The following is a 23,336-nucleotide window of genomic DNA, read 5'->3' as shown; positions in this document are numbered from 1 at the left end:
CCACGTTCCCTAATTCAGAGGCGTCAACAGTTCTCCCTCTGGACTGAAGAGAAGCACATACCAGTTGTTGCCTATTCGGGTTAATGCCGGTATTTCGTCATCCCGGTAGTTTTCCAGATCCAAGATCGCAGAGTCATCCGCTGCAAGCTGGTATCGCCAGTTGTTTCTGAATTCCGACTCTTCCTCTTCCGTCTCGGGTTCTGGAACCAGCGATACCCGGGCAGCGATGCCCTGCTCCATTCCGGACACCACACCGCCGCTGGCGAAGTCGCCGTTCGTGGTACCAGCCACAACCATGTCGCCATCGAAATCAGCCAACCCAAGAAATGCCTCGCTGGACTGATCGCCTTCGTCATTCAGGGTGAAGGCCCGACTGACATTCCCGGCGGCTGAATATCCCAGCAGGAACCCGGCAGCACTGGAAAGCGCCTCCCTCTCCAGAACGGGGTCTTCCTCGTCCTGCTCCAGCACAGAATAGGATCCATCACTGGCACCAATCAGCCAGAGCGTGCTACCGGTATACAGTCCGTTGGAAACCGGTTCATCGCCAGTGGTGCCAACCTGTTTGACATCAAGTTCGCTGGTGGCACTGGAGGCGTTAAAGAAGAAGGCATCAATGCCGCCGATGACTGAAGCGCCTTCCACAGATCCCGCGGCCGAACCAAACAACCCGGGGTTCACAGATTCTGTGCTGCCGCCGGCAACACGGTCATCGGCTGCTGAGCCGGCCTGGCGGGTCCAGGCAACCGCAGGCTGCTGCGTGTTGCCGTCCAGTTCAGTATCAATTCGCTGCAGGAAGCTGTCCCTGCCGCCCGATCCCTGCTGCTGATCAAACACACCTTCCGTTTCCCCGGCCAGGATGACATAGCCGGTGTCACGGTTGATTCCGGCCCAGCGAACCTGATCATCAGCATCCGTTCCGGTCCGGATGGTCCAGGTGGGAACGTATTCGCCACCGTTGGTGGCGGAATCAAACCAGTAAAGCGATGTCACTGAATCCAGGCGGCCCAGACCGGACGTTCCCGCCACCGACTGATCGGTGCTGTAGGCCACGACAAATTCGAACCGGTCTACCTTGGTCCCACCCTCGGTCACCTTCCGCTGCACCACGTTTATGACCGGATCCGGAGCGCTCAGGCTGTCGCTCGCAGAGGATATGTCAACCTGCTGCAACTGAGTGCCTCGTTGGTCAAAAATCCGCACCAGCACCCGGTCGTTATCCTGGGTGTCGTAGCCGGCAACGAACAGCCTGCCGTCATGGCCCATCGAGATGTCTGTGGCCACAAAGCCGTCGCCAGGGTTCAGAGCAAGCGGAGACGTCAGCTCGTTGAGGCTGACCCGGATCAGGTTTTCAGCCTCCGCCCGGGCATAATCCTCTCGACCGGCCTGGAAGTTCTCGTTGAGGCCCAGCAGGATAAACCGGTCACTGAAGGCCGGGTTGGCATAGCCAGCCTCCGGTACCCGAATCCGGAAAGGCACTTCATCGGTCCCTTCTGGAAAAATCAGTTCGTCATTCTCAACCCAGTTTCCGTCTTCCAGTCGCTCGATAACGAACTCGGATTCGAGACGTGCGGTGGAGTCTTCGGTGTGGCTCAGCTTCGCAAAAATATCCCGGTCTCTGTCTCCAGAGAGTCTCGCGACGTATTCGCGCACAGCACCCACGTTCAGCGTATCCCTGCCGCCACCGTTTACAGTTTCCAGCGACAGAACCGGCTCGTTGTCCTGAATGGACAAATTGGTAACGACACCACCGTTACCGCTGCCAAGACCGGCCAGACCGGATCGCACTTCTGTCAGTGCCAGGCGAAGGGACTCGACGGGCTCGGCAAAGCTGTCCTCGACCACCTCCAATGGCAGATAACACTCGGTAATACCCGGCTCAAGTGTGATCACACCGCGCGTATAGAAACCCTGTTCGTCAAGCTCATAGTCGATATAGTCCAGCTCGCTTTCCCCCGTCTCATCGGGAGGCAATGAACTGTTGCTGCCCAACCCGACAATGTCCGTGCCGAGGATGGCATCTCCCGCATTGGAGGCACTGTGATCGCAGTTCTGGTGTGGAGGCGAGAATCCGACGTCGCAACTGGATGCGTCATAGTCAGACAAAAGCTCAAAAGCTACCGCTACCCGGGTTACCGACGGTTGATCCAGGGTAACCTTGACGAAGACGCGGCGCGTCGGAAGTGTCAGCTCCCTGGTACCGGATACGGAGCCGTCATCGTTGTAGAGATTGATGGTAACGCTGTGCTCACCTTCGGTTTCAAGATCAGGCAAGGTACATTGTTCACGGTTACTGGCAGGGATTTCCGGGCTTTCACCTTCCGTAAACGGCTCTGCATCCAGAGACATGACATTATATTTCACATCAATATCGAACGGCTGGGCGCCAGCCATGCGGCCGTCGGTTGTTACCAGATTGATGCCTTCGGTCTTGCCCAGGTCCGCCTCTCCTCGACTACCGCCGGAGAGACCGGGGACACCGCGCATAATGATGCCCTGGCGGGCCTTGTTACTGGTGTCCTCTAGCGCCAGCCAGGACGGCGCATTGGTCAGGGAATAATCAAGGATATCTTCGCCACCGTAGGCCCCGAAGTTGTAGGAGTATTCAACACCGAGATAGGCGAACACCGGCGGTACGCCAAGGATTGTGGGCTGGTCGGGATCCTTTTCCGTCTTGCACGCAGCAAGCCCCAGTGAAAGCAGGGCCAGAACGGCAAGTTGGCGAACAGGATGAATGCGGGAGAGAAAATCGGCGCCCATGAAAAAATCCGTTTCAATCGTTGTTGTTATGGCAGCGACCACCCGGATGAAACATGAACACCGGGCGGTTTACACACCGTTACAGAACAACGCCATGGTAGCCAATTTGATACGCAGGGGATCTGCGCGAGTTCTCAGATTCGGTTAGCCCGCGCCCAGGCCGTGCTCTTCCAGCAACGCCACCAGCCCGGCTTCATCAAGAACAGGTACCTCTAACTGTTCAGCCTTGGCCAGTTTGGAACCGGCGGCCTCGCCAGCCACCACGCAGGCCGTCTTTTTGGAAACGCTGCCGGCCACCTTGGCTCCGAGGGATTCCAGCCTTTCTTTGGCTTCGTCCCGTGTCATTCCGGAAAGCGTACCGGTCAGCACCCAGGTCTGGCCTTTCAGAGGCTTCTCTCCCTCCCGAACCTCCTCTTCCTGCCACCTCACACCGGCTTCACGCAGGGCATCCAGGGTTTCGCGATTGTGGGTCTGCTCGAAAAAGCTACGGATATGACCCGCAACGATCGGCCCGACATCCGGAACCGTCTGGAGGCTCTCTTCATCCGCTGCAGCGATGGCCTCCAGAGTTCCGAAGTGGCCCGCCAGGCCTTTAGCGGTGGCCTCCCCCACCTCCCGGATGCCAAGGGCATACAGGAACCGCCAGAGCACGGGGTTTCTGGCCCGATCAATGGCAGCCACCAGATTGGCCGCCGACTTTTCTCCCATTCGCTCAAGTTTCACCAGGTCGTCGGTGGTCAGGCGATACAGATCGGCAACGGTTTCCACCATGCCCTGATCCACCATGATATCTATCCACTTGTCTCCAAGGCCCTCAATATCGAGGGCTTTGCGGGAGGCATAGTGGCGAATGGCTTCCTTTCGCTGCGCGGGGCAGAACAGGCCCCCAGAGCAGCGGGCAACGGCTTCACCTTCGATCTGGATAACATCCGAGTCGCACACCGGGCACTGTCGGGGCAATTCTACTTCCCGGGCGCCTGAGGGGCGTTTTTCGGCCACCACTTTGACTACCTGCGGAATCACATCTCCGGCGCGGCGAATGAACACGGTATCGCCGATATGAACATCCAGTCGGCGAATTTCGTCCATGTTATGGAGGGTGGCGTTGCTCACCGTTACACCGCCCACGAACACGGGTTTTAACCTCGCAACCGGGGTAACCGCGCCAGTACGACCGACCTGGAATTCCACGTCCTCGATAACCGTGAGTTCCTCCTGAGCCGGAAACTTCTGGGCAATCGCCCAACGAGGGGCCCGGGATACAAAACCCAGGGCCTTTTGCTGGTCAAGCCGGTTCACCTTGAAGACGATACCGTCGATTTCGTAGGGGAGTCCGTCCCGTTTGTCCATCAGCTCGCTGTAGGCTTCGAGGCATTCCTCCGCGCCCTTGGCCTTGCGCATCTCGGGATTAATACGGAAACCCCAGCTCTGGACTCTCTTGAGCCCCTCCCACTGGGTATCCGGCAAGAGGCTTTCGTCGGTTACCGCAACGCTGTAGGCGCACATTTCGAGAGGGCGTCTGGCGGTTACCGTCGACTTTTTCTGCCGGAGGCTGCCGGCCGCCGCATTACGGGGATTAACGAAGGTCTTCTCGCCACGCTCCGCCAGGCGGCGATTAAGCTGTTCGAAACCGTCCTTCGGCATGTAGACTTCGCCGCGGACCTCCACCAGATCGGGCACGTCGTCGCCACGGAGCTTCAGCGGTACCGAGGGAATGGTTCGGATATTGGCGGTTATGTCCTCCCCGGAATAGCCATCCCCCCGGGTGGCGGCGGTAGTCAGGGCGCCATTCTCGTAGTGCAGGCTCACCGCCAGCCCGTCCAGCTTGGGTTCACAGACATACTCCACGTCCTCAGTGATACCGAGCCGATCTTTTACCCGCCGGTCAAAATCACGAAGTTCGTCCTCGCTGAACGCATTATCCAGCGACAGCATGGGCAGCCTGTGCACTACCTCCTCAAAGCTGGTTTCCGCGGCGCTGCCAACCCGCCGCGTGGGCGACGTGTCCGAAGCCAACTCCGGATAATCGGTTTCCAGGCCCTGCAATTCCCGGAACAACCGGTCGTATTCCGCATCGGGAACACGCGGGTCATCCAGCACGTAATAGCGGTAGTTATGGTCATCAATCGCCGAACGGAGTTCTTCAACACGCTGAATGATGTCGGGCGTGGCTTTGCTCATGGACTGGCACTCTCGTCTCTCAAAAAAATGCCCGGAACAAACCGGGCATCTGGCCTTCTTTTACCGCCAGGTTTCAGACTCGCTGGGAACGTTGCTTGCGCTCGAACTCCCGAATCCTCTGGCGGCAGTGCTCGATTGTCTGAGGAGTCATCACGCTCCGGCGCTCATCCTTAAGCTCGCCGCCAAGGTTACGAACCACGGCCTGGGCTGTCTCAAGCATGAAGTCAAACGCCTGCAGCGCATTGGTGGGCCCGGGCATACTCATGAAGAAACTGATACCGGGCGTGGCCAGGGTCGGCATATCGCCCGGCTTGAACGTGCCGGGTTCCACGGCATTGGCAACACTGAACTGGACCGGGCTGGTGGTATCGGACTCCTCGTGCCGGTGATAAATGTCCATATCACCATGCTCCAGACCACAGGCTTCGAACAACTTCTTCAGGGCCACCCCCTTGAAGTCTTCACCACTCTTGGCCAGGACATTGATCACAATCACTTCCCGGGCTTCAGGGCGATTCGCACCTGCCAGCGGCTGACCACTGACCGCTCGGGAAGGTTCACGCCGTGCCGTATCTTCCTCTACTTCGGTTGTCACCGTAGGCGGGACTGCTTCCACCTCATCTTCGATGGCCCCCCAACCTGATTCGAGCTCGGTTTCTTCGGGCTCATGACTGGACAACCCGAAATCGGGATCCGACTCAACAGGTTCATCGTGATACTCGGCAGCCGGTTCGCTTTCCGGCTCCGGATGCAGATCCGGTTCTGGCGACTCCCGATGTTCTTCCTTGGCAGCAGCGGTTACCGGGCGGGTCGGTTTGGGTTTCGGAGAACCAAATCGGCTGGGCTTTTCACGCTTTACATAGCCACGCTCTTCGAGTGTGTCGCGGGAGATGGTTCGTGCGCCGCCATTGGGCAACTCCGGGTTGTACTCGTCATCGAGTGGCGAATCCTCGAGCTCATCGGCGCCCATGCCCGATGAGATTGCCATGGATTCCTTCCGGGCACGCCGCATGCGGCGCACGCCATCAATGACAATGCCGATAATAACCAGGGTACCGATGGCAATTAACCATTCCCTAAGTGACATAGTGCTGCTGTCCTGTTTGCAGATCCCGTAACGTTGCTACTCTAAGAAAAGCCCGTAATGAATACAACGCACACCCGGGCCAGATGGCGTGATTGTCATGGTCGCCTGAATTCTGAACAGCCTCAAGCCTCTGCGAGAGCCGCTGCCTCGTCGACATCGACCGACACCAGGCGCGAACACCCCGGTTCGTGCATGGTTACGCCCATCAACTGATCCGCCATCTCCATGGCAATCTTGTTGTGGGTAATGTAGATGAACTGAACCTGCTTGGACATCTCCTTGACCATGTTGGCATAGCGGCCCACGTTGGCGTCATCCAGCGGCGCATCCACCTCGTCCAGCATACAGAAGGGTGCCGGGTTCAGCTGGAAAATCGAAAACACCAGTGCGATCGCCGTAAGGGCCTTCTCGCCGCCCGACAGCAGGTGAATGGTGCTGTTCTTCTTGCCCGGCGGCCGCGCCATGATTGCAACGCCGGTTTCCAGAAGATCCTCACCGGTAAGCTCGAGGTAGGCGTTCCCGCCTCCGAACACTTTGGGAAACAGAGCCTGAAGACCACCGTTCACCTGGTCAAAGGTTTCCTTGAAACGCTGCCGGGTTTCCCGATCTATTTTCCGTATGGCGTTGTCCAGTGTTTCCAGGGCTTCCATCAGGTCCTCATGCTGGGAATCCAGGTAGGTCTTGCGCTCACTCTGAACCTGATATTCCTCGATGGCCGCCAGGTTAATCGCGCCCAGGCGCTGAATTCGGTTGCCGATTCGCTCCAGTTCGTCTGCCCAGTCTTTTTCATTCGCACCCTCGGGCAACTGGGCGAGGATATCCTGAAGTTTTACGTCCAGCTCCTTGAGCTGATCGACATGATTCCCGGAACGGATTTCCAGGGCCTGGGACTCCATTTTCAGTTTTTCGAGTCGGGACCGGACTTCCTGAATGCGATGATCGGTTCCGCTTCTGCCCTGTTCCTTTTCGCGCACTTCCCGATCAATCTCTTCCAGCGCGTCGCGAGCAGCGCCCAGCTTTTCCTCTTCCGCCAATCGGCGGTCCAGCAGCCCTTCGAGCTGCATCTGCAGGTCTTCGATGGGTTCTTCGGCGCTTTCCCGGGACTCCCTCAGAATCTCCAGGCGCTCGTCGATACGCTCCTTCTGCAACTGCATCCGATCAATCGTCTGCCTGAGGCCGTCACGTTGACTGTGCAGGGTCTGCAGCTGGAGCTGCAGCTGATGCGCGTGATCACGATCGTGCCGGGCCTCCTGGCGAAGCCGGTCCAGGTTTTCGCGCAAGGTATCGCGCTGCTCCAGCAACCGCTCTTTCTCTTCATCGCTGTCTTCGGTGGAAGCCAGCGCCAGTTGCCAGTCTTCCCGGGCATCCTGAAGACTCTCTTTCTGGCCCTCGAGGTTTTCGGACACGTCCTGAATATCGTCCCGGATTCGCTGCAGACGGGCATCAATCTGCTCGGCACGTGCTCGCAGGCCGCTGACCCTGGACGCCAGGGTGCTCAGTTCACGATCTGCCTCGCTCAGACGGGTCTGCGCCTCATCCCGGGCTGCTTCCGAACGCTCTGCCCGCTCCTGGAGCTCTTCCAGCCGTTCGGTAGCCGCCTCCAGCGCCTCCTCCGCCTCGGCCAGCTGCGCGGTCAGTTCCGTCACCTTCTTCTGCCGCTCAATCACACCTACCTGGCCGGCATCAGAGTCCGGCATCAGGACCCACTCCCGGGATATCCAGACGCCCTCGGGTGTCATCAGGCTTTGACCGTCCCGAAGCCCCGATCGAATACCCATGGCGTCAGAGACGGTTTCCACGGTATCGATGCCGCGAAGCAGCGAGGCTATTCCCGGCACTCCGGATACCTTGGCCGCCAACCCGGAACGCTCACTCCCGTCTGTGGCTTCTGCCTCCACCAGCGCCAACCCCTTTGGCGCTTCTTTCATTGCGTACGAGAGCTGATCAATATCGGGAAGGCAGAGACCCTGGGTAAACCGCCCGATAACCTGTTCGACAGCAAACTCCCAGCCATCGGTAATCTGAAGCTGACTGGCCACCCGGGGCATATCGCTGAGGGCGTTCTGTGACAGCCAGGATTGCAGAACATCATCCCCGGCCCCCATCTGCTCATCCAGAAGGGATTGCTGGGACTCCAGGGACGCACGAAGGCTCTGCACCCGTTGGCGTTCTTCAGAGAGCGCCTGCTCGGCATCACGCTGTTGCTGCCGGGCTTCGTAGAGCTCGTCCTGAACGGATGCAATCCGTTCGGCCGCCTCTTCGCGCTTCAGCTCCAGGGTTTCCTGCTGTTCCAGCAGGTCTTCGAGCTCGGCGCGGTCCATCTGACCTTCCAGCAACTCCTGTTCGTCCTGAAGCTTGCGTTGGCGGGCCAGCAGTTGCTCAATGGCATCCTCAAGCGAGCGGATTCTGGACTGGGCCAGCTCTGCCTGGCGCCGCGCGTCCGATGAACGGGCACTGAAGTCTTCCCACTGGTGCTGCCAGTCGCTCATGGCGTCTTCGGCCTGCTGCAACTTCTCACCAGACTCCTCGGAGCGAACTGCCAGCGCTTCCTGCTCCGGCTCCATCATGTCGAGTTCTTCCTGGATTCCCGCAAGCTTGTCCTCATCCTGCTCCAGCTCGCGGGCCAGTTCTCTCTGGTTCGCCATGGCCTGGTCCAGCTCCGCCGCCATTTGCCGGCTGCGTTCACGCTGATGTTCGAGGCTCTGCTCTATACGGGCGATATCGGCCCCAGCTTCGTAATACCGTGCCTGTGCCCGGTTGAAATGCTCGGTCCGTTCCTGGTGATTGTCGCGCAGGGATTCCAGGGAGGTCTCCAGGCTGACCCGCTCGGTGAGGTATTTCTCGAGCTCGAGCTCGGTATCCCGGATCTTGCCTCGCCAGGCTTGCAAGTCATTGTCGAGGGATTGCCAGCGCAGCACCGTCAGTTCGGCTTTTTTCTGGCGCTCTTCCTGCTTGTAGGCCTTGTACTTTTCGGCTGCGGCTGCCTGACGCTCCAGGTGTTGCAGTTGGCGGCCCAGCTCTTCCCTCAAATCGGTCAGACGCTCCAGGTTTTCCTGGGTCCGGCGGATACGGTTCTCCGTTTCCCGGCGCCGCTCCTTGTATTTTGAAATGCCGGCCGCCTCTTCAATATAGATCCGAAGCTCTTCCGGTTTGGCCTCAATCAGCCGGGAAATCATGCCCTGTTCGATGATGGCATAGCTCCGCGGGCCGAGACCGGTGCCGAGGAACAGGTCGGTAATGTCGCGACGCCGGCACTTGGAGCCATTCAGGAAATATTCGGACTGCCCTTCCCGGGAAACGCGGCGGCGAACGGAGATTTCGTTGAATTTCACGAATTCACCGGGCGCGGAACCATCGCTGTTATCAAACACCAGTTCGATGGATGCCTGTCCCACAGGTTTTCTTGCGCTGGAACCGTTAAAGATAACGTCCGTCATGGATTCGCCACGCAGGTACTTGGCGGAGCTCTCCCCCATGACCCAACGCACCGCATCGATGATATTTGACTTGCCGCACCCATTGGGGCCGACCACGGCCGTCATGTTGGAGGGGAACGGAACCGTGGTGGGATCTACGAACGATTTGAAGCCGGACAGTTTGATGGACTTCAGCCGCATATCAGGCGCTCGCTTCCTGCCGGAGGATCGTCAACACCTGCTGCCGCTGGTGCTCCCCAAAGGCCTGGATAACGGCTTGCAGCCGCTCAGTGTCGTCGTTGACGGCGGCATCCGCCAGCTGCCGAAAGAAGGTGGCCGTTTCACCGATTTCTTCCCGGAAGTGTTCCAGCGCCACAAAATAGGTGCGGCTGATGGCCGGCCGAAAATTCTCGAGGGTTTCCTCCAGAAACGGGTTCTCAACCAGGCCGTAGGCGTAACGCATAACCCCGAAACCCGCATCAATAACCTGCTCGGCGGCGTCGGCACTGGTGGCGTTCAGGGCATCAATGACTGCCTGCAATTCACGGACCTGACCCATGACACCGCCAAGCTCCCTGCCGGACCAGCGCTCAAGTACCTTGCGCCCCAGCATGCAGAGGAGGTCGATATAGATGTCGTAGAGGCTGTTGACGCTTTCTGGCGTCAGGCTGGAGACCACCGCACCCCGCCGGGGGAAAATCTCAATCAGATGGCGTCGCTCCAGAATGAGCAGTGCTTCCCGAACGGAGCCACGGCTGACATTCAGTTCTCCCGACACCTTCAATTCCTGAATGCGTTCGCCGGGCTTGAGATCTCGCGTGATGATTCGTTGCCCCAGATGCTGGGCAATTTGTTCAGACAGACTTTCCGGGGCCTGAAACCTCATAAAGTTGGTCACTCATTCCTGAAGACGGCACGATTTCAAACGCAGAAGTTTACCACAGGGAATCTATAGCCCCACCCCTTGTCTGACATTTTGCACAGCTCAGGAACATCGCGGCAAATCACTGCCGGTTTTTTGACGGCGAATCAGGAACGACAGCCGAAAAATCAGAAACCAAGTGATGTTAGCCTCGTTACTCGCTGTTTTTGTTCGTTTTTGATGACTGGGCACGGTTTCTGCTTTGCACACGCAAAGCACTGTAAACTTCTGCGACAGAGTGAACCGTAGTGAAAAACATACCGTCGATCCATCAGTCTCCTTCCCAGCCCCAGAAACTGGCTGCGCTGCGTCAGGCACATCAGGACTGGAACAACACGCCGGATGTACTCACCAGGCTGACGCGCCGGCTGTCCACCACCCTGTCGCTGGAACAGCAGCTGGCGATCCTGGCCGAAGAGCTGGTCGCCATTGTTCCTTTCAGTGCGCTCAACTACCGCCACCGGATCGGTAAACAGGATTTCGTCTATGCCACAGGCATGGGGGGCCCACACCGCTGCGAGTACCGGCTGAGCCTTGAAGGTGTCAATTATGGGACCCTGGTACTGCAACGTCGGCAGAGGTTCTCGGAACAGGAGCTGGAAGGCGTAGAGATGGTTCTGAGTGCGGCGATCTGCCCGATTCGCAACGCCTGCCAGTACGTGGCCATTGAGCAGGCATCCCTGACAGATTCCCTGACCGGCATACCCAACAAACGCGCCCTGGACGACGCTCTGCAGCGCTCCAGCCTGTTATCAGAGCGCCATGGCGAGCCCTACTCGCTCGTCCTCTGCGATCTGGACCACTTCAAGACGGTGAACGACACTCACGGCCATGTGGTTGGCGACCATCTTCTGCAATTGGCCGCGTGCGAGATCGAGAAGTCGATCCGAACCTCGGATTCAGTCTACCGCTTTGGCGGCGAGGAGTTTGCTATCCTGCTCCCGCATACCTCGGAGCAGGATGCCAGGGATGTAGCAGAGCGCGTTCGCGAAGCGATTGCCGCTATCCGGGTTGATGGCGGAGAGAAGGAGCTGAAGGTCACAACGAGTTGTGGTGTTGCCACTTTCCTGCCCAAGGAGGCGCCCCAGGCCTGGCTGGCAAGGGCGGACGAGGCACTCTATCGTGCCAAACACCAGGGCCGTAACTGCACCCGGGTGTTTGCCACCATTTCGTAACGATCAGCCCCGGGGCGTCTTGCTTCGGGCTCTCTCTGGCCGGGGAGCACGCCCGGCTGGTTTGGCAGGTTTGGTGTCGCTGACAGCCCATTTGTTGCCGGGGGTTTTCTTACCGGACCGGCCAGGGCTTTTCCGCCTCTGGCGGTCGTGGGCCGCTTTCTCATTTGGCGTTTTCTGCGGAATCTCAACCGCTTCGAGACCAACCGTGCGACTCAGGGTGTCTACTGCGCGCTGATCCAGCTCTTCCCATTTTCCTACGGTCAACCTGCTCGGCAGGAAGATCGGCCCGTAGCGCACGCGTTTCAGCCGACTGACGCGAACACCCTGGGATTCCCACAGACGACGTACTTCCCGATTGCGCCCTTCCAGCAAGGTCACGTGGAACCAGCGATTTATACCGCTACCGCCGGCCGGAGAGATATCGGTGAACTTGGCCATGCCATCTTCAAGGAGAACGCCCTGAAGCAGGCGCTCGATCATCGCATCGTCCACTTCCCCGAAGATCCGTACCGCGTATTCCCGATCAATCTGGTTGGACGGGTGCATCAGGCGATTCGCCAACTCGCCGTCTGTGGTGAAGAGCACCAGTCCCGTGGTATTGATATCCAGCCGTCCGATGGAAATCCACCGGTGCTCCTTGAGACGTGGCAAACGATCAAACACCGTCGGCCGCCCCTCAGGATCCTTTCGAGTGGTAACCTCACCCTCGGGCTTGTTGTAGATCAGTACCCGGCGCATCACTTCCGCCGCACCGGACACTTCAAGTCGCTTGCCGTCGAGTTCGAAGCGATCCTCAACAGTCGCTTTTTGCCCGGGCGCCACAGGTTGCCCGTTGACCAGCAGGCGGCCGGCTTCCATCCAGCCTTCAATTTCCCGGCGCGAACCGATGCCCGCGCGGGCAAGCAATTTCTGAATACGCTCTGGCCCACCCTGGCTCGCGTTGTCCTTGGCTGGTCTGGCTGGTTTGTTGGGGCGTTCTGCCGCCATGAAATCAATCCTTAGTATCTGACTGACACCCGAATGGCGTCAGTGAAGTGTCTGGCTCGAAGATTCGTCGTCGTTCTCGGCAGTCGTTGATTCGAACTCGATCTCCGCCTGCATGTTCTTTTCAATTTCCCGGCCGATCTCTTCAAGATCGCGGACTTCATTCAGGGGCGGCATCTGATCCAGGCCCGTGAGGTTAAAGTAGTCCAGAAACTGTTTCGTAGTCGCATACATGGCCGGACGGCCGGGAACATCCCGATGCCCAACGACGCGAACCCACTCTCGCTCAAGCAGGGTGCGAATGATATTGCTGCTTACCGTAACACCCCGAATATCCTCGATTTCACCCCGGGTGATGGGCTGCCGGTAGGCGATCAAGGCCAGGGTTTCAAGCAACGCCCGGGAATAGCGCTGGGGCTTTTCCTCAAACAAACGCCCGACCCAGGGCGCGAATTCCTCGCGCACCTGAATACGGTAGCCGCTGGCAACCTTCTTCAATTCAAAACCGCGCCCTTCGCAGGCCGCTTCCAGAAGTACCATGACATGTTCCATTACCTGGCGTGCGGGGCGCTCCTCTTCACTGAACAGGTCCCGGAGCTGGTCGAGAGACAAGGGTTTGCCCGCAGCCAGCAGGGCCGCTTCGGCGATCGCCTGTATTCTCAGCAGGTGTTCTTCGTTCATGGTGTCTGATCCGTGTTTCCGTGCTTTGAACGTCGGGAGGCCCTAGCTGGCTGCCCTGGCTCGAACATGAATCGGGCCCAGGACCTCGGCCTGGACAACCTCGATCAGCTGCTCTTTGACCAGCTCAAGCGTGGCCAGGAAGGTCACCACGACGCCGAGCCGGCCCTCTTCAATCGTAAACAGGCTTTCGAATGTCACAAAATGATCGTCCTGAAGCACCGACAGGATTGCGGACATGCGCTCCCGGGTCGAAAGCCTTTCCCGTTCAACATGGTGACTGGTAAACAGGTCTGCCCGCTGAAGCACGCCTTGCAGAGCCAGCAGCATTTCCCGCAAGTCTACATCCGGATGGGGCTGACTGGAGGGCATCTTCGGCAGCGCGGCGGAGGCGGCAAAGGTATCGCGTTCCAGGCGTGGTAATTCATCAATGTCCTCGGCTGCCTGCTTGAACCGCTCGTATTGCTGAAGCCGGCGAATCAGTTCTGCCCGGGGATCAACCTCTTCCTCATCGTCGCTTTCCTGTCGAGGCAACAGCATCCTCGATTTGATCTCCGCCAATGTGGCGGCCATCACCAGGTACTCCGCAGCCAGCTCGAACCGCATGGCCTCCACGGCACCGATGTAATCCATGTATTGCCGGGTAATTTCGCTGACGTCGATGTCCAGAATGTTCATGTTCTGGCGACGGATGAGATACAGCAGAAGATCCAGCGGCCCTTCGAACGCCTCAAGGAAGACGGCAAGGGCGTCCGGCGGAATGTACAAATCCTTGGGAAGATCCACCACCGGCTTGCCGGACACCCGCGCCAGGGGCGACTGCTCCGGTGCAGCGTCCTGGGCTTCGGGCGTGGCCTGATCGGTGGATTCTTCAGTCATAACCTTTCACTCCGGGTCGGCGCACTGGCTGTATGCTCGTGGCACCGACTCCTGCGGATTCAACGGTAATGAAGCCCCATGGCGGCCCGGACTTCCTCCAGGGTGTCGCGGGCGGCGTCACGGGCGTGTTCGCGACCTTCCTGGAGAATGGAATGAACCAGATCCGGATTGCCCTCATACTCCCGCGCGCGTTCGTGGAGCGGACGCTGCTCCTCGACAATCGCGTCAATCAACGGCTTCTTGCAATCCAGGCAACCGATGCCGGCACTGCGACAACCGGTCTGCACCCACTCCTGAGTGTCAGCATCGGAATAGATCTTGTGCATTCCCCACACCGGGCACTTTTCGGGCTCACCCGCATCGGTGCGCCGGACCCGTTGGGGGTCGGTCTGCATGGTGCGAACCTTCTGGGCTACGCTGTCCGGCTCTTCCCGCAGACCGATATAGTTGTTGTAGGACTTGGACATTTTCTGCCCATCCAGCCCCGGCAACTTGGATTCCGGCGTCAGCAGCGGTTGGGGCTCCGGCAAAATCACCTTACCGCCACCTTCAATGTAACCGTAAAGACGCTCACGATCGCCCAGGGAGATATTCTGTTGTTCTTTCAACAGAGCACGGGCCGTTTCCAGGGCGTCCATGTCGCCCTCTTCCTGGTAACGCCTCTTGAGATTGCGATAGAGCTTGGCGTTTTTCTTGCCCATCTTCACGATGGCACCTTCCGCCTGCTCTTCAAAGCCTGGCTCGCGACCATAGATGTGGTTGAACCGGCGCGCGATTTCCCTGGTGATTTCAACGTGGGAAACCTGATCCGCACCAACAGGCACTTTTCCTGCCCGGTAAACCAGAATATCTGCACTCTGAAGCAGCGGGTAACCCAGGAACCCGTAGGTCGCCAGATCCTTCTCCCGCAGCTTCTCCTGCTGATCCTTGAACGTCGGCACGCGTTCCAGCCACCCGAGGGGCGTGATCATCGAGAGCAGCAGATGCAGTTCGGCGTGCTCGGGCACCTGCGACTGGATAAACATCGTGGACGAGCCCGGGTTCACACCGGCCGCCAGCCAATCAATGACCATATCCCAGACGCTTTGTTCAATGCCGGAGGGGTCATCGTAGTTGGTGGTGAGCGCGTGCCAGTCCGCCACAAAGAAAAAACATTCGAATTCATGCTGGAGTTTAACCCAGTTTTTCAGCACACCGTGGTAGTGGCCAAGGTGAAGCTTGCCGGTCGGACGCATGCCGGACAAAACCCTTTGCTGGGAATCTACAGAACTCAAAGCACGAACTCCTTATTTGGTATTGGAACCGCCATCATAGTTCAGGCGACCCGTCATTATAAATAAAAAACCCCCGCTCTGCAGGGCAGAAACGGGGGTTTTTACTGAAAGAAGGCCAGCTTACCAGCCAGTGACTTCCTTCAGGGCCTGACCGATCTCGGCCAGACTGCGTACGGTGCGAACACCAGCGTCTTCCAGGGCAGCAAACTTATCGTCTGCTGTACCCTTGCCACCGGAGATGATGGCGCCGGCATGGCCCATGCGCTTGCCCGGAGGCGCAGTAACACCAGCGATGTAGGAAACCACCGGCTTGGAGACGTTCTGCTTGATGTAGGCCGCAGCTTCTTCCTCGGCGGTACCGCCGATCTCGCCAATCATCACAATGGCTTCTGTCTCGGGATCTTTCTCGAGCAGGGCCAGAATGTCGATGAAGTTGGAGCCCGGGATCGGGTCACCACCGATACCGATACAGGTGGACTGACCGTAGCCGAAGTCAGTGGTCTGCTTGACCGCTTCGTAAGTCAGGGTGCCTGAACGGGACACGATGCCAACCTTGCCCTTCTTGTGGATGTGGCCAGGCATGATGCCGATCTTGCACTCGTCCGGAGTGATAACACCCGGGCAGTTCGGACCAATCATGCGAACGCCTTTGCGATCCACGTATTCTTTGGCGTACAGCATATCGATAGTAGGGATACCTTCAGTGATACATACGATCAGCTGAATGCCGGCATCCGCCGCTTCGATGATGGCGTCCTTACAGAACGGCGCAGGTACGTAGATAACGGTAGCTTCAGCGCCGGTTGCTTCAACGGCGTCACGCACGGTGTTGAACACCGGCAGACCCAGATGCTCGGTACCGCCCTTGCCGGGGCTGACGCCACCAACCATCTTGGTGCCGTAGGCGATCGCCTGCTCTGAGTGGAAGGTGCCCTGTGCGCCGGTAAAGCCCTGACAGATAACCTTGGTGTCTTTGTTAATCAGGATGCTCATTATTTACCCCCTGCGGCTTTAACAACTTGCTCTGCCGCATTCGACAGACTGGTAGCGGCAATGATGTTCAGACCGCTCTCGGCGAGTACCTGAGTACCCTTCTCCGCGTTGTTGCCTTCAAGGCGAACCACAACAGGAACCTTGACGCCGACTTCCTTCACGGCACCGATGATGCCCTCTGCAATCATGTCGCAGCGAACGATACCACCGAAGATGTTGACCAGAACCGCCTTCACATTGGAGTCAGACAGGATGATCTTGAATGCCTCGGAAACACGCTCCTTGGTTGCACCGCCGCCAACGTCCAGGAAGTTGGCAGGCTGGCCGCCGGACAGCTTGATGATGTCCATGGTACCCATGGCCAGGCCGGCACCGTTGACCATGCAGCCGATGTTGCCTTCCAGGGCCACGTAGTTGAGCTCCCACTTGGCCGCTTCCGCTTCCCGGGAATCTTCCTGGGAGGGATCGTGCATCTCGTGGATCTTTTTCTGGCGGTACAGTGCGTTGCCGTCGACGCCGACTTTGGCGTCCAGGCAGTGCAGATCACCAGCCGGGGTAATAACCAGCGGGTTGATTTCTACCAGTGCCAGATCGCACTCTTCGAACAGCTTGGCCAGACCAACGAAGATCTTGGTGAACTGACCGATCTGCTTGCCTTCCAGGCCCAGTTTGAACGCGAGCTCGCGGCCCTGGTACGGCTGAGCGCCAACCAGCGGGTCGATTTCGGCTTTCAGGATCTTCTCGGGCGTTTCTTCGGCAACCTTCTCGATCTCAACACCACCTTCGGTGGAGGCCATGAACACGATGCGGCGAGTGCCACGGTCAACAACCGCGCCCAGGTAAAGCTCCTGGTCGATGTCGGTGAGGGATTCAACCAGGATCTTGCTCACCGGCTGGCCGTTTTCATCTGTCTGGTAGGTTACCAGGTTCTGGCCCAGCCACTTCTCGGCAAACTCACGGATCTCTTCTTTGCTCTTGACCAGCTTTACACCGCCAGCCTTACCACGGCCACCTGCGTGAACCTGGGCTTTCACAACCCATGCATCACCGCCGATTTCACCAGCTGCGTCTACAGCTTCCTTCGGAGTATCACAGGCAATGCCCTTGGATACTGGCAGGCCATATTCAGCGAAAAGCTGTTTGCCCTGATATTCATGCAAATTCATAGTTAATGTCCCGAATTAAAAAATTCCTGGTTTGCGTTACTTCTTCTTGCGGCGGTTGGCGATGTGGATCGCGCCACCACCGACGGCCAGAGCTGCTTCATGCACGGACTCGGACAGAGTCGGATGTGCAAAACAGGTCAGGGCCAGATCTTCGGCGCTGGAACCGAATTCCATGGCGATTACGCCCTGGGCAACGATTTCAGAGGCCTGGGGACCAACTACATGGAAACCGACAATGCGGTCAGTTTTTGCGTCAGCAATGATCTTGACCAGACCGGACGCCGAGTTTGCAGCCATTGCACGACCGTTGGCCGCAAACGGGAAGGTACCTACGTTGTACTCTTCACCTTCTGCCTTCATCTGCTCTTCGGTTTTGCCAACCCAGGCAACTTCCGGGAAGGTGTAGACAACGTTCGGGATGCAGTCGTAGTTCACCTGAGGCTTGTGCCCGGCAATACGCTCCGCAACCATGATGCCTTCTTCAGACGCCTTGTGGGCCAGCATGGGTCCACGAACCACGTCACCGATCGCCCAGACACCCGGGGCTTCGGTTTTACAGTTGTCATCAACAAAGATGAAGCCGCGCTCATCCATCTGGACGCCGGAATCTTCCGACAACAGGTTGTCGGTGTAGGGTCGACGACCAACAGCCACGATCAGCTTGTCGAACTTGGCTTCGTGCTTGCCCTTGGAATCCTCGTAGTTCACGTTCACCAGCTTGCGCTTTACTTCCGCGCCAGTCATACGCGCACCCATGACGATGTTCAGTCCCTGCTTCTGGAACTGTTTCAGGGCATCTTTTGCTACCTGCTGGTCAACGGCCGGCAGGAAGGTGTCCTGGGCTTCCAGAACGGTGACTTCCGCGCCCAGGCGGGCCCAGACACTGCCGAGTTCCAGGCCGATAACGCCGGCACCAATCACACCCAGGCGCTTCGGCACCTCGGTGAACTCGAGGGCACCCTCGGAATCCACGATGTATTCGCCGTCGAAGGGTGCGGGCGGAATCTGGATCGGCTTGGAACCGGTGGCCAGAATGATGTTTTCGGCTTCGTAGGTCTTCGACTTGCCGTCCTTGTCGGTTACTTCCACCTTGCGGTTGGCCAGCAATTTGCCGTGGCCATGGATGGAAGTCACGCCGTTGGACTTGAACAAGCCTGCGATACCGCCGGTCAGCTGCTTAACGATGCCGCTCTTGCGCTCCATCATCTTGCCGATGTCCATTTTGACATCCTTGGCGATGATGCCCTGCATCTCGAAATCGTGGCTGGATTCCTCAAACTTGTGGGAAATCTCCAGCAGCGCCTTGGAGGGGATGCAACCAACGTTCAGGCAGGTGCCACCGAGCACCTGTGCCTTACCGTCTTCTGAAGTCCAGGACTCGACACACGCGGTCTTGAGACCCAGCTGTGCCGCTTTGATGGCAGCTACGTAGCCCCCGGGGCCTGCACCAATGACAATGACGTCGTACTTATCAGACATACTTTTATCCCGTTTCCGATTCGTTAAATGTCGGCTCAGACGTCCAGCAGAATACGTGCCGGGTCTTCAAGCATTTCCTTGATGGCAACGAGGAACTGCACCGCTTCCTTACCATCAATCATTCTGTGGTCGTAAGAAAGCGCCAGGTACATCATCGGCTGAATTTCCACCTTGCCGTTCACGGCCATCGGACGCTCCTGGATCTTGTGCATGCCCAGGATGGCTGTCTGCGGCGGGTTCAGGATCGGTGTGGAAATCAGCGAACCGAAGATACCGCCGTTGGTAATTGTGAAGGTACCGCCGGTCATGTCTTCAATGGCCAGTTTGCCTTCTTTCGCCTTGGTGCCGTACTCGACGATCTTCTTCTCGATGTCGGCCAGGCCCATGGCGTCGGAATCACGCAGAACCGGAACCACCAGGCCGCGATCGGTGGAAACCGCCACGCCGATGTCCTGGTAACCGTGATACACCATGTCGTTACCATCGATGGACGCGTTCACCGCCGGGAAGCGCTTCAGGGCTTCGGTGGCAGCCTTGGTGAAGAACGACATGAAGCCAAGCTTGATACCGTGACGCTTCACAAAGCTGTCCTGGTACTGCTTGCGCATCTCCATGATCGGCCCCATGTTCACCTCGTTAAAGGTGGTCAGCATGGCTGCGCTCTGCTGGGCATTAACCAGTCGCTTGGCGATGCTCGCACGCAGGCGGGTCATCGGTACGCGCTTCTCGGGACGTTCGCCCTGGCTGACGTTGACTTCCGGCATACCAGCCGCAGGCTGGGGTGCGGCAGCACCACCGGAGGACTTGGCACTGTCTAAGTGGTTCTGAACGTCTTCCTTGGTTACGCGGCCATCTTTGCCGGTACCCTTGATGCTGTTCGGATCGACGTTATTTTCCTCAGCCAGCTTTCGGGCCGCCGGGCTCAGGATGGCTTCGCCGGAAGATGCCTCGCTCTTGGCTTCTTCCTTCGGAGCCTCTTCCTTGCTTTCTTCTTTCTTACCCTCGGCAGGCTTGGATTCGCCCTTGGCGCCTTCCTTGAACTTGCCGACTACCTCACCACTTTCAACGGTATCGCCTTCGTTCTTGATGATTTCCTCAATCACGCCGTCAGCAGGCGCAACGACCTCAAGAACAACCTTGTCGGTCTCGATATCGACAATCAGCTCGTCACGGGAGCAGGCTTCACCCGGCTGTTTGTGCCAGGTCGCGACAGTACCTTCCGCGACCGACTCCGGGAAAACGGGGGCTTTAATCTCAGTTGACATTACAGATCCTTAGTTCGGTAGCTCGTCAAATTTCAAACGCGTCGTTAACCAGTTTCTTCTGCTCTTCAATGTGGACCGACATATGGCCACAGGCAGGAGCAGCCGAAGCGTCACGACCGGCATACTGAAGGTACAGCTTGGGGTTCAGGCGGTGCAGCGCATTACGCATGTGATGCTGGCTGCAGTACCAGGCACCCTGGTTCATCGGCTCTTCCTGACACCAGACGACGTGCTTGAGCTTGGAGTACTCGCTCAAGAGCTCGTCAAGATCGTCTCCGGGGAAAGGATACAGCTGTTCGATCCGGACAATGGCCACGTCATCACGCTCGTCCGACTTCTTCTTTTCAAGCAGATCGAAATACACCTTGCCTGAGCACAGGATCAGACGGGTGACCTTCTTCGGATCGGACGGTTCTTTCTCGGGCAGCACCGTCTTGAAAGTACCACTGGTCAGATCATCAAGATCAGACGTCGCTTCCTTGTGCCGCAGCAGGCTCTTGGGCGTAATGGCTACCAACGGCTTGCGCAACGGGCGTTTTACCTGGCGCCGCAGCATATGGAATACCTGGGAAGGCGTGGTCGGCACGCAAACCTGGATATTATGCTCTGCACTCAGTTGCAGGAAACGCTCGAGGCGCGCCGAGCTGTGCTCTGGCCCCTGCCCTTCGTAACCATGGGGCAGCAGAAGGGTCAGACCACAAAGGCGTCCCCACTTGTGCTCACCACTGGTCAGGAACTGGTCGATTACAACCTGGGCGCCATTGGCAAAATCGCCGAACTGCGCTTCCCAGACCACAAGGCCATCAGGCGCGGTAGTGGCGTAGCCGTACTCGAACGCCATTACGGCTTCTTCCGACAGCAGCGAGTCGTAAATTTCGAACTTGGGCTGATCTTCCGACAATTCCGCCAGAGCAATATGGGTCGAGCCATCTTTCTGGTTGTGAAGGACGGCATGGCGGTGAGAGAACGTGCCACGGCCAATATCCTGCCCCGTAAGGCGGATTGGGTGACCCTCGTCCAACAGCGTCGCATACGCCATGACTTCACCGTAGCCCCAGTTGATAGGCAGGGCGCCGGCGGTCATTTTTTCGCGGTCGGAAACAATCTTGGAGACCTGACGCTGGATACTGAAACCTTCAGGGACCGAGGTCAGTTTCTTGCCCAGCTTCTGGATCGTCTTCAGCGCAACGCTGGACTTGCACTTGGCTGTCCACTCGTGGCCGAGGTAAGGAGTCCAGTCAACGTAGAGCTCTTTGTTGGGCTCTTTGACCAGGGATTTGACCACGTGCTCGCCATTATCCAGGGCGTCACGGTAGTCGTTCTCCATCTGCTTGGCTTCTTCCTCGGTGATAACACCGGCTTCCACCAATTGATCCACGTACAGGTTGCGGGTGGTCTTCAGCTTGCGGATTTTCTCGTACATGACCGGCTGGGTTGCTGCCGGCTCGTCCGCTTCGTTGTGACCACGACGACGATAGCAGACCAGATCGATCACCACGTCGTTCTTGAATTCGTTGCGATAATCCATCGCCATCTGTGTCACGAACATGACCGCTTCAGGGTCATCCGCATTCACATGCAGAATCGGCGCCTGGATCATCTTGGCAACGTCGGTACAGTATTCCGTGGATCGCGCATCTTCCTGCTTGCTGGTGGTAAAACCAACCTGGTTGTTGATCACGATATGAATGGTGCCACCAACGCCGAAGCCGCGGGTCTGGGACATCTGGAAGGTTTCCATCACCACGCCCTGGCCGGCAAATGCTGCGTCGCCGTGCATGATAATCGGAACGACCTTGGTGCCCTCATTGTCGTTACGGCGGGTTTGACGAGCCCGGACAGAGCCCTCAACAACCGGAGAAACGATTTCAAGGTGTGACGGGTTAAACGCCATTGCCAGGTGAACTTCGCCACCCGGCGTCATCACGTTGGATGAGAAGCCCTGGTGGTACTTCACATCACCGGAGCCAGAATCTGCGAGCTTCTTGCCCTCGAATTCGTCGAAAAGCTCCCGCGGATTTTTGCCCAGGGTGTTTACCAGAACGTTGAGGCGGCCACGGTGAGCCATACCCAGGACGATTTCCTTGGCACCATAGGAGCCGGCACGCTGAATCAGCTCGTCAAGACATGGGATCAGACTCTCGCCACCCTCAAGGCCGAACCGCTTTACGCCGGGGTAGCGGGACCCCAGGTACTTCTCGAGGCCTTCGGCGGCCGTCAGGCGCTCAAGGATATGCTTACGGGTGTTATCTTCGTATGCCGGGCGTGAACGAACCGGCTCCATGCGCTGCTGGAACCAACGCTTGATGCGGGTATCCACCACGTGCATGTATTCGGCACCGATGCTTTCGCAATAGGTCTGGCGCAGGCCATCGACAATGTCTCCGAGCTTCATGGTCTCGGAGCCAAGGTTCAGGGAGCCGGTCTGGAATTCGAGATCCCTGTCAGAGTCGGATAGCTCATGAAATTCGGGATCGAGGTCTTCGACCCGGGGACGCTGCCATACACCGAGCGGGTCCAGCTTCGCTTCCTGATGACCGCGGAAGCGATAGGCGTTGATCAGCTGGAGAACACGAATCTGCTTCTTGTCCGCATCAGACGTGGCGCTTGCGGGAACGCCGCCGCTGGCAAGAAAACGCTGATTGCGGGAAATGTGTTCAAACTGTTCGCGGATGGAAGAGTGGACAATGTCACGGCCCTTGTAGCCATCGACACTGGGAAGCTTGTCGAAATAGCTGCGCCACTCTTCGGGAACGGCGTTGGGGTCTGTCAGGTAGGTTTCAAAAAGCTGTTCAACATAGGCGAGATTTCCACCCTGGAGGTGGGAAGTCTGCCATAACTGCTCCATTATGCTTTCGTGCATCTTGAATAGCTCACCTTGGGCTGGTGCGGGGAGCCCGATATGGTCGGCCAGGGGTATTTCTCAGTCAATACGGGTTTTTACGGGATCGACTTTGGCCACCACACCCGACATGGATGTTTTCCATTCCCCGGTGGTTTTTATACTCAGCAAAACAGGGAGAAAACTTTATAAGTTCCCGCCACGGCTTGCGTAGTGTGCACCCGGGTAAGACCTT

15 protein-coding genes are annotated in these 23,336 nt (G+C 58.0%); 1 reads left to right on the top strand and 14 read right to left on the bottom strand.

The features are described from left to right. Positions 1–9 precede the first annotated feature (9 nt). The 5 genes from KYE_RS13770 to KYE_RS13750 all read right to left on the bottom strand — a co-directional run bounded on the left by KYE_RS13770 (position 10) and on the right by KYE_RS13750 (position 10,330). Positions 10–2,760 carry a hypothetical protein gene (locus tag KYE_RS13770; RefSeq protein ID WP_008174417.1) on the bottom strand — a complete coding sequence of 917 codons (2,751 nt, stop codon included), beginning with the start codon at positions 2,758–2,760 and terminating at the stop codon, positions 10–12. 144 nt (positions 2,761–2,904) lie between these two features. Beyond that, positions 2,905–4,941 (bottom strand): NAD-dependent DNA ligase LigA, encoded by a 2,037-nt coding sequence (ligA, locus tag KYE_RS13765; RefSeq protein ID WP_008174415.1) that lies wholly within the window; start codon positions 4,939–4,941, stop codon positions 2,905–2,907. A 73-nt stretch (positions 4,942–5,014) separates the two neighbouring features. Beyond that, a complete protein-coding gene (zipA, locus tag KYE_RS13760; RefSeq protein WP_008174413.1) occupies positions 5,015–6,028 on the bottom strand; it encodes a cell division protein ZipA in 1,014 nt (337 codons plus the stop codon). 122 nt (positions 6,029–6,150) lie between these two features. Beyond that, complete coding sequence (gene smc / locus KYE_RS13755) at positions 6,151–9,645, bottom strand: chromosome segregation protein SMC (RefSeq protein ID WP_008174411.1); 3,495 nt, start codon at positions 9,643–9,645, stop codon at positions 6,151–6,153. Position 9,646: 1 nt separating this feature from the next. Beyond that, complete coding sequence (locus KYE_RS13750) at positions 9,647–10,330, bottom strand: GntR family transcriptional regulator (protein ID WP_008174408.1); 684 nt, start codon at positions 10,328–10,330, stop codon at positions 9,647–9,649. A gap of 284 nt (positions 10,331–10,614) precedes the next feature. Between KYE_RS13750 and KYE_RS13745 the strand changes: the two genes are divergently transcribed. Continuing rightward, the gene (locus KYE_RS13745; RefSeq protein WP_008174406.1) at positions 10,615–11,541 is read left to right on the top strand and encodes a GGDEF domain-containing protein; all 927 of its coding nucleotides are present in this window, start codon (positions 10,615–10,617) and stop codon (positions 11,539–11,541) included. A gap of 3 nt (positions 11,542–11,544) precedes the next feature. Here the strand turns inward: KYE_RS13745 and rluB are convergent, their stop codons facing one another. From rluB to KYE_RS13700, 9 genes are all read right to left on the bottom strand, one after another. After that, positions 11,545–12,528, bottom strand: a complete 984-nt coding sequence (gene rluB / locus KYE_RS13740) for a 23S rRNA pseudouridine(2605) synthase RluB (protein WP_008174404.1) — start codon at positions 12,526–12,528, stop codon at positions 11,545–11,547. A gap of 39 nt (positions 12,529–12,567) precedes the next feature. Further along, positions 12,568–13,206 carry an SMC-Scp complex subunit ScpB gene (gene scpB / locus KYE_RS13735; RefSeq protein WP_008174401.1) on the bottom strand — a complete coding sequence of 213 codons (639 nt, stop codon included), beginning with the start codon at positions 13,204–13,206 and terminating at the stop codon, positions 12,568–12,570. Positions 13,207–13,248: 42 nt separating this feature from the next. Next, complete coding sequence (locus tag KYE_RS13730; protein WP_008174399.1) at positions 13,249–14,082, bottom strand: segregation and condensation protein A; 834 nt, start codon at positions 14,080–14,082, stop codon at positions 13,249–13,251. Positions 14,083–14,141: 59 nt separating this feature from the next. Continuing rightward, positions 14,142–15,356, bottom strand: a complete 1,215-nt coding sequence (locus KYE_RS13725; protein WP_075267709.1) for a tryptophan--tRNA ligase — start codon at positions 15,354–15,356, stop codon at positions 14,142–14,144. A gap of 120 nt (positions 15,357–15,476) precedes the next feature. Next, complete coding sequence (gene sucD / locus KYE_RS13720) at positions 15,477–16,349, bottom strand: succinate--CoA ligase subunit alpha (protein ID WP_008174394.1); 873 nt, start codon at positions 16,347–16,349, stop codon at positions 15,477–15,479. Then, positions 16,349–17,515 carry an ADP-forming succinate--CoA ligase subunit beta gene (gene sucC / locus KYE_RS13715; protein ID WP_008174392.1) on the bottom strand — a complete coding sequence of 389 codons (1,167 nt, stop codon included), beginning with the start codon at positions 17,513–17,515 and terminating at the stop codon, positions 16,349–16,351. The genes sucD and sucC overlap by 1 nt, the downstream gene beginning before the upstream one ends. Positions 17,516–17,551: 36 nt before the next feature. Further along, entirely contained in the window at positions 17,552–18,994 is a 1,443-nt protein-coding gene (gene lpdA, locus KYE_RS13710; RefSeq protein WP_008174390.1) for a dihydrolipoyl dehydrogenase, read from the bottom strand. 35 nt (positions 18,995–19,029) lie between these two features. Continuing rightward, positions 19,030–20,259 (bottom strand): 2-oxoglutarate dehydrogenase complex dihydrolipoyllysine-residue succinyltransferase, encoded by a 1,230-nt coding sequence (odhB, locus tag KYE_RS13705; RefSeq protein ID WP_008174387.1) that lies wholly within the window; start codon positions 20,257–20,259, stop codon positions 19,030–19,032. 25 nt (positions 20,260–20,284) lie between these two features. Beyond that, entirely contained in the window at positions 20,285–23,122 is a 2,838-nt protein-coding gene (locus tag KYE_RS13700; protein WP_008174385.1) for a 2-oxoglutarate dehydrogenase E1 component, read from the bottom strand. Between the last annotated feature and the right edge of the window lie 214 nt (positions 23,123–23,336).

Source organism: Marinobacter manganoxydans MnI7-9, assembly GCF_000235625.1.
GTDB classification, from domain to species: domain Bacteria; phylum Pseudomonadota; class Gammaproteobacteria; order Pseudomonadales; family Oleiphilaceae; genus Marinobacter; species Marinobacter manganoxydans.
This window is presented reverse-complemented; position numbering and strand designations above follow the sequence as displayed.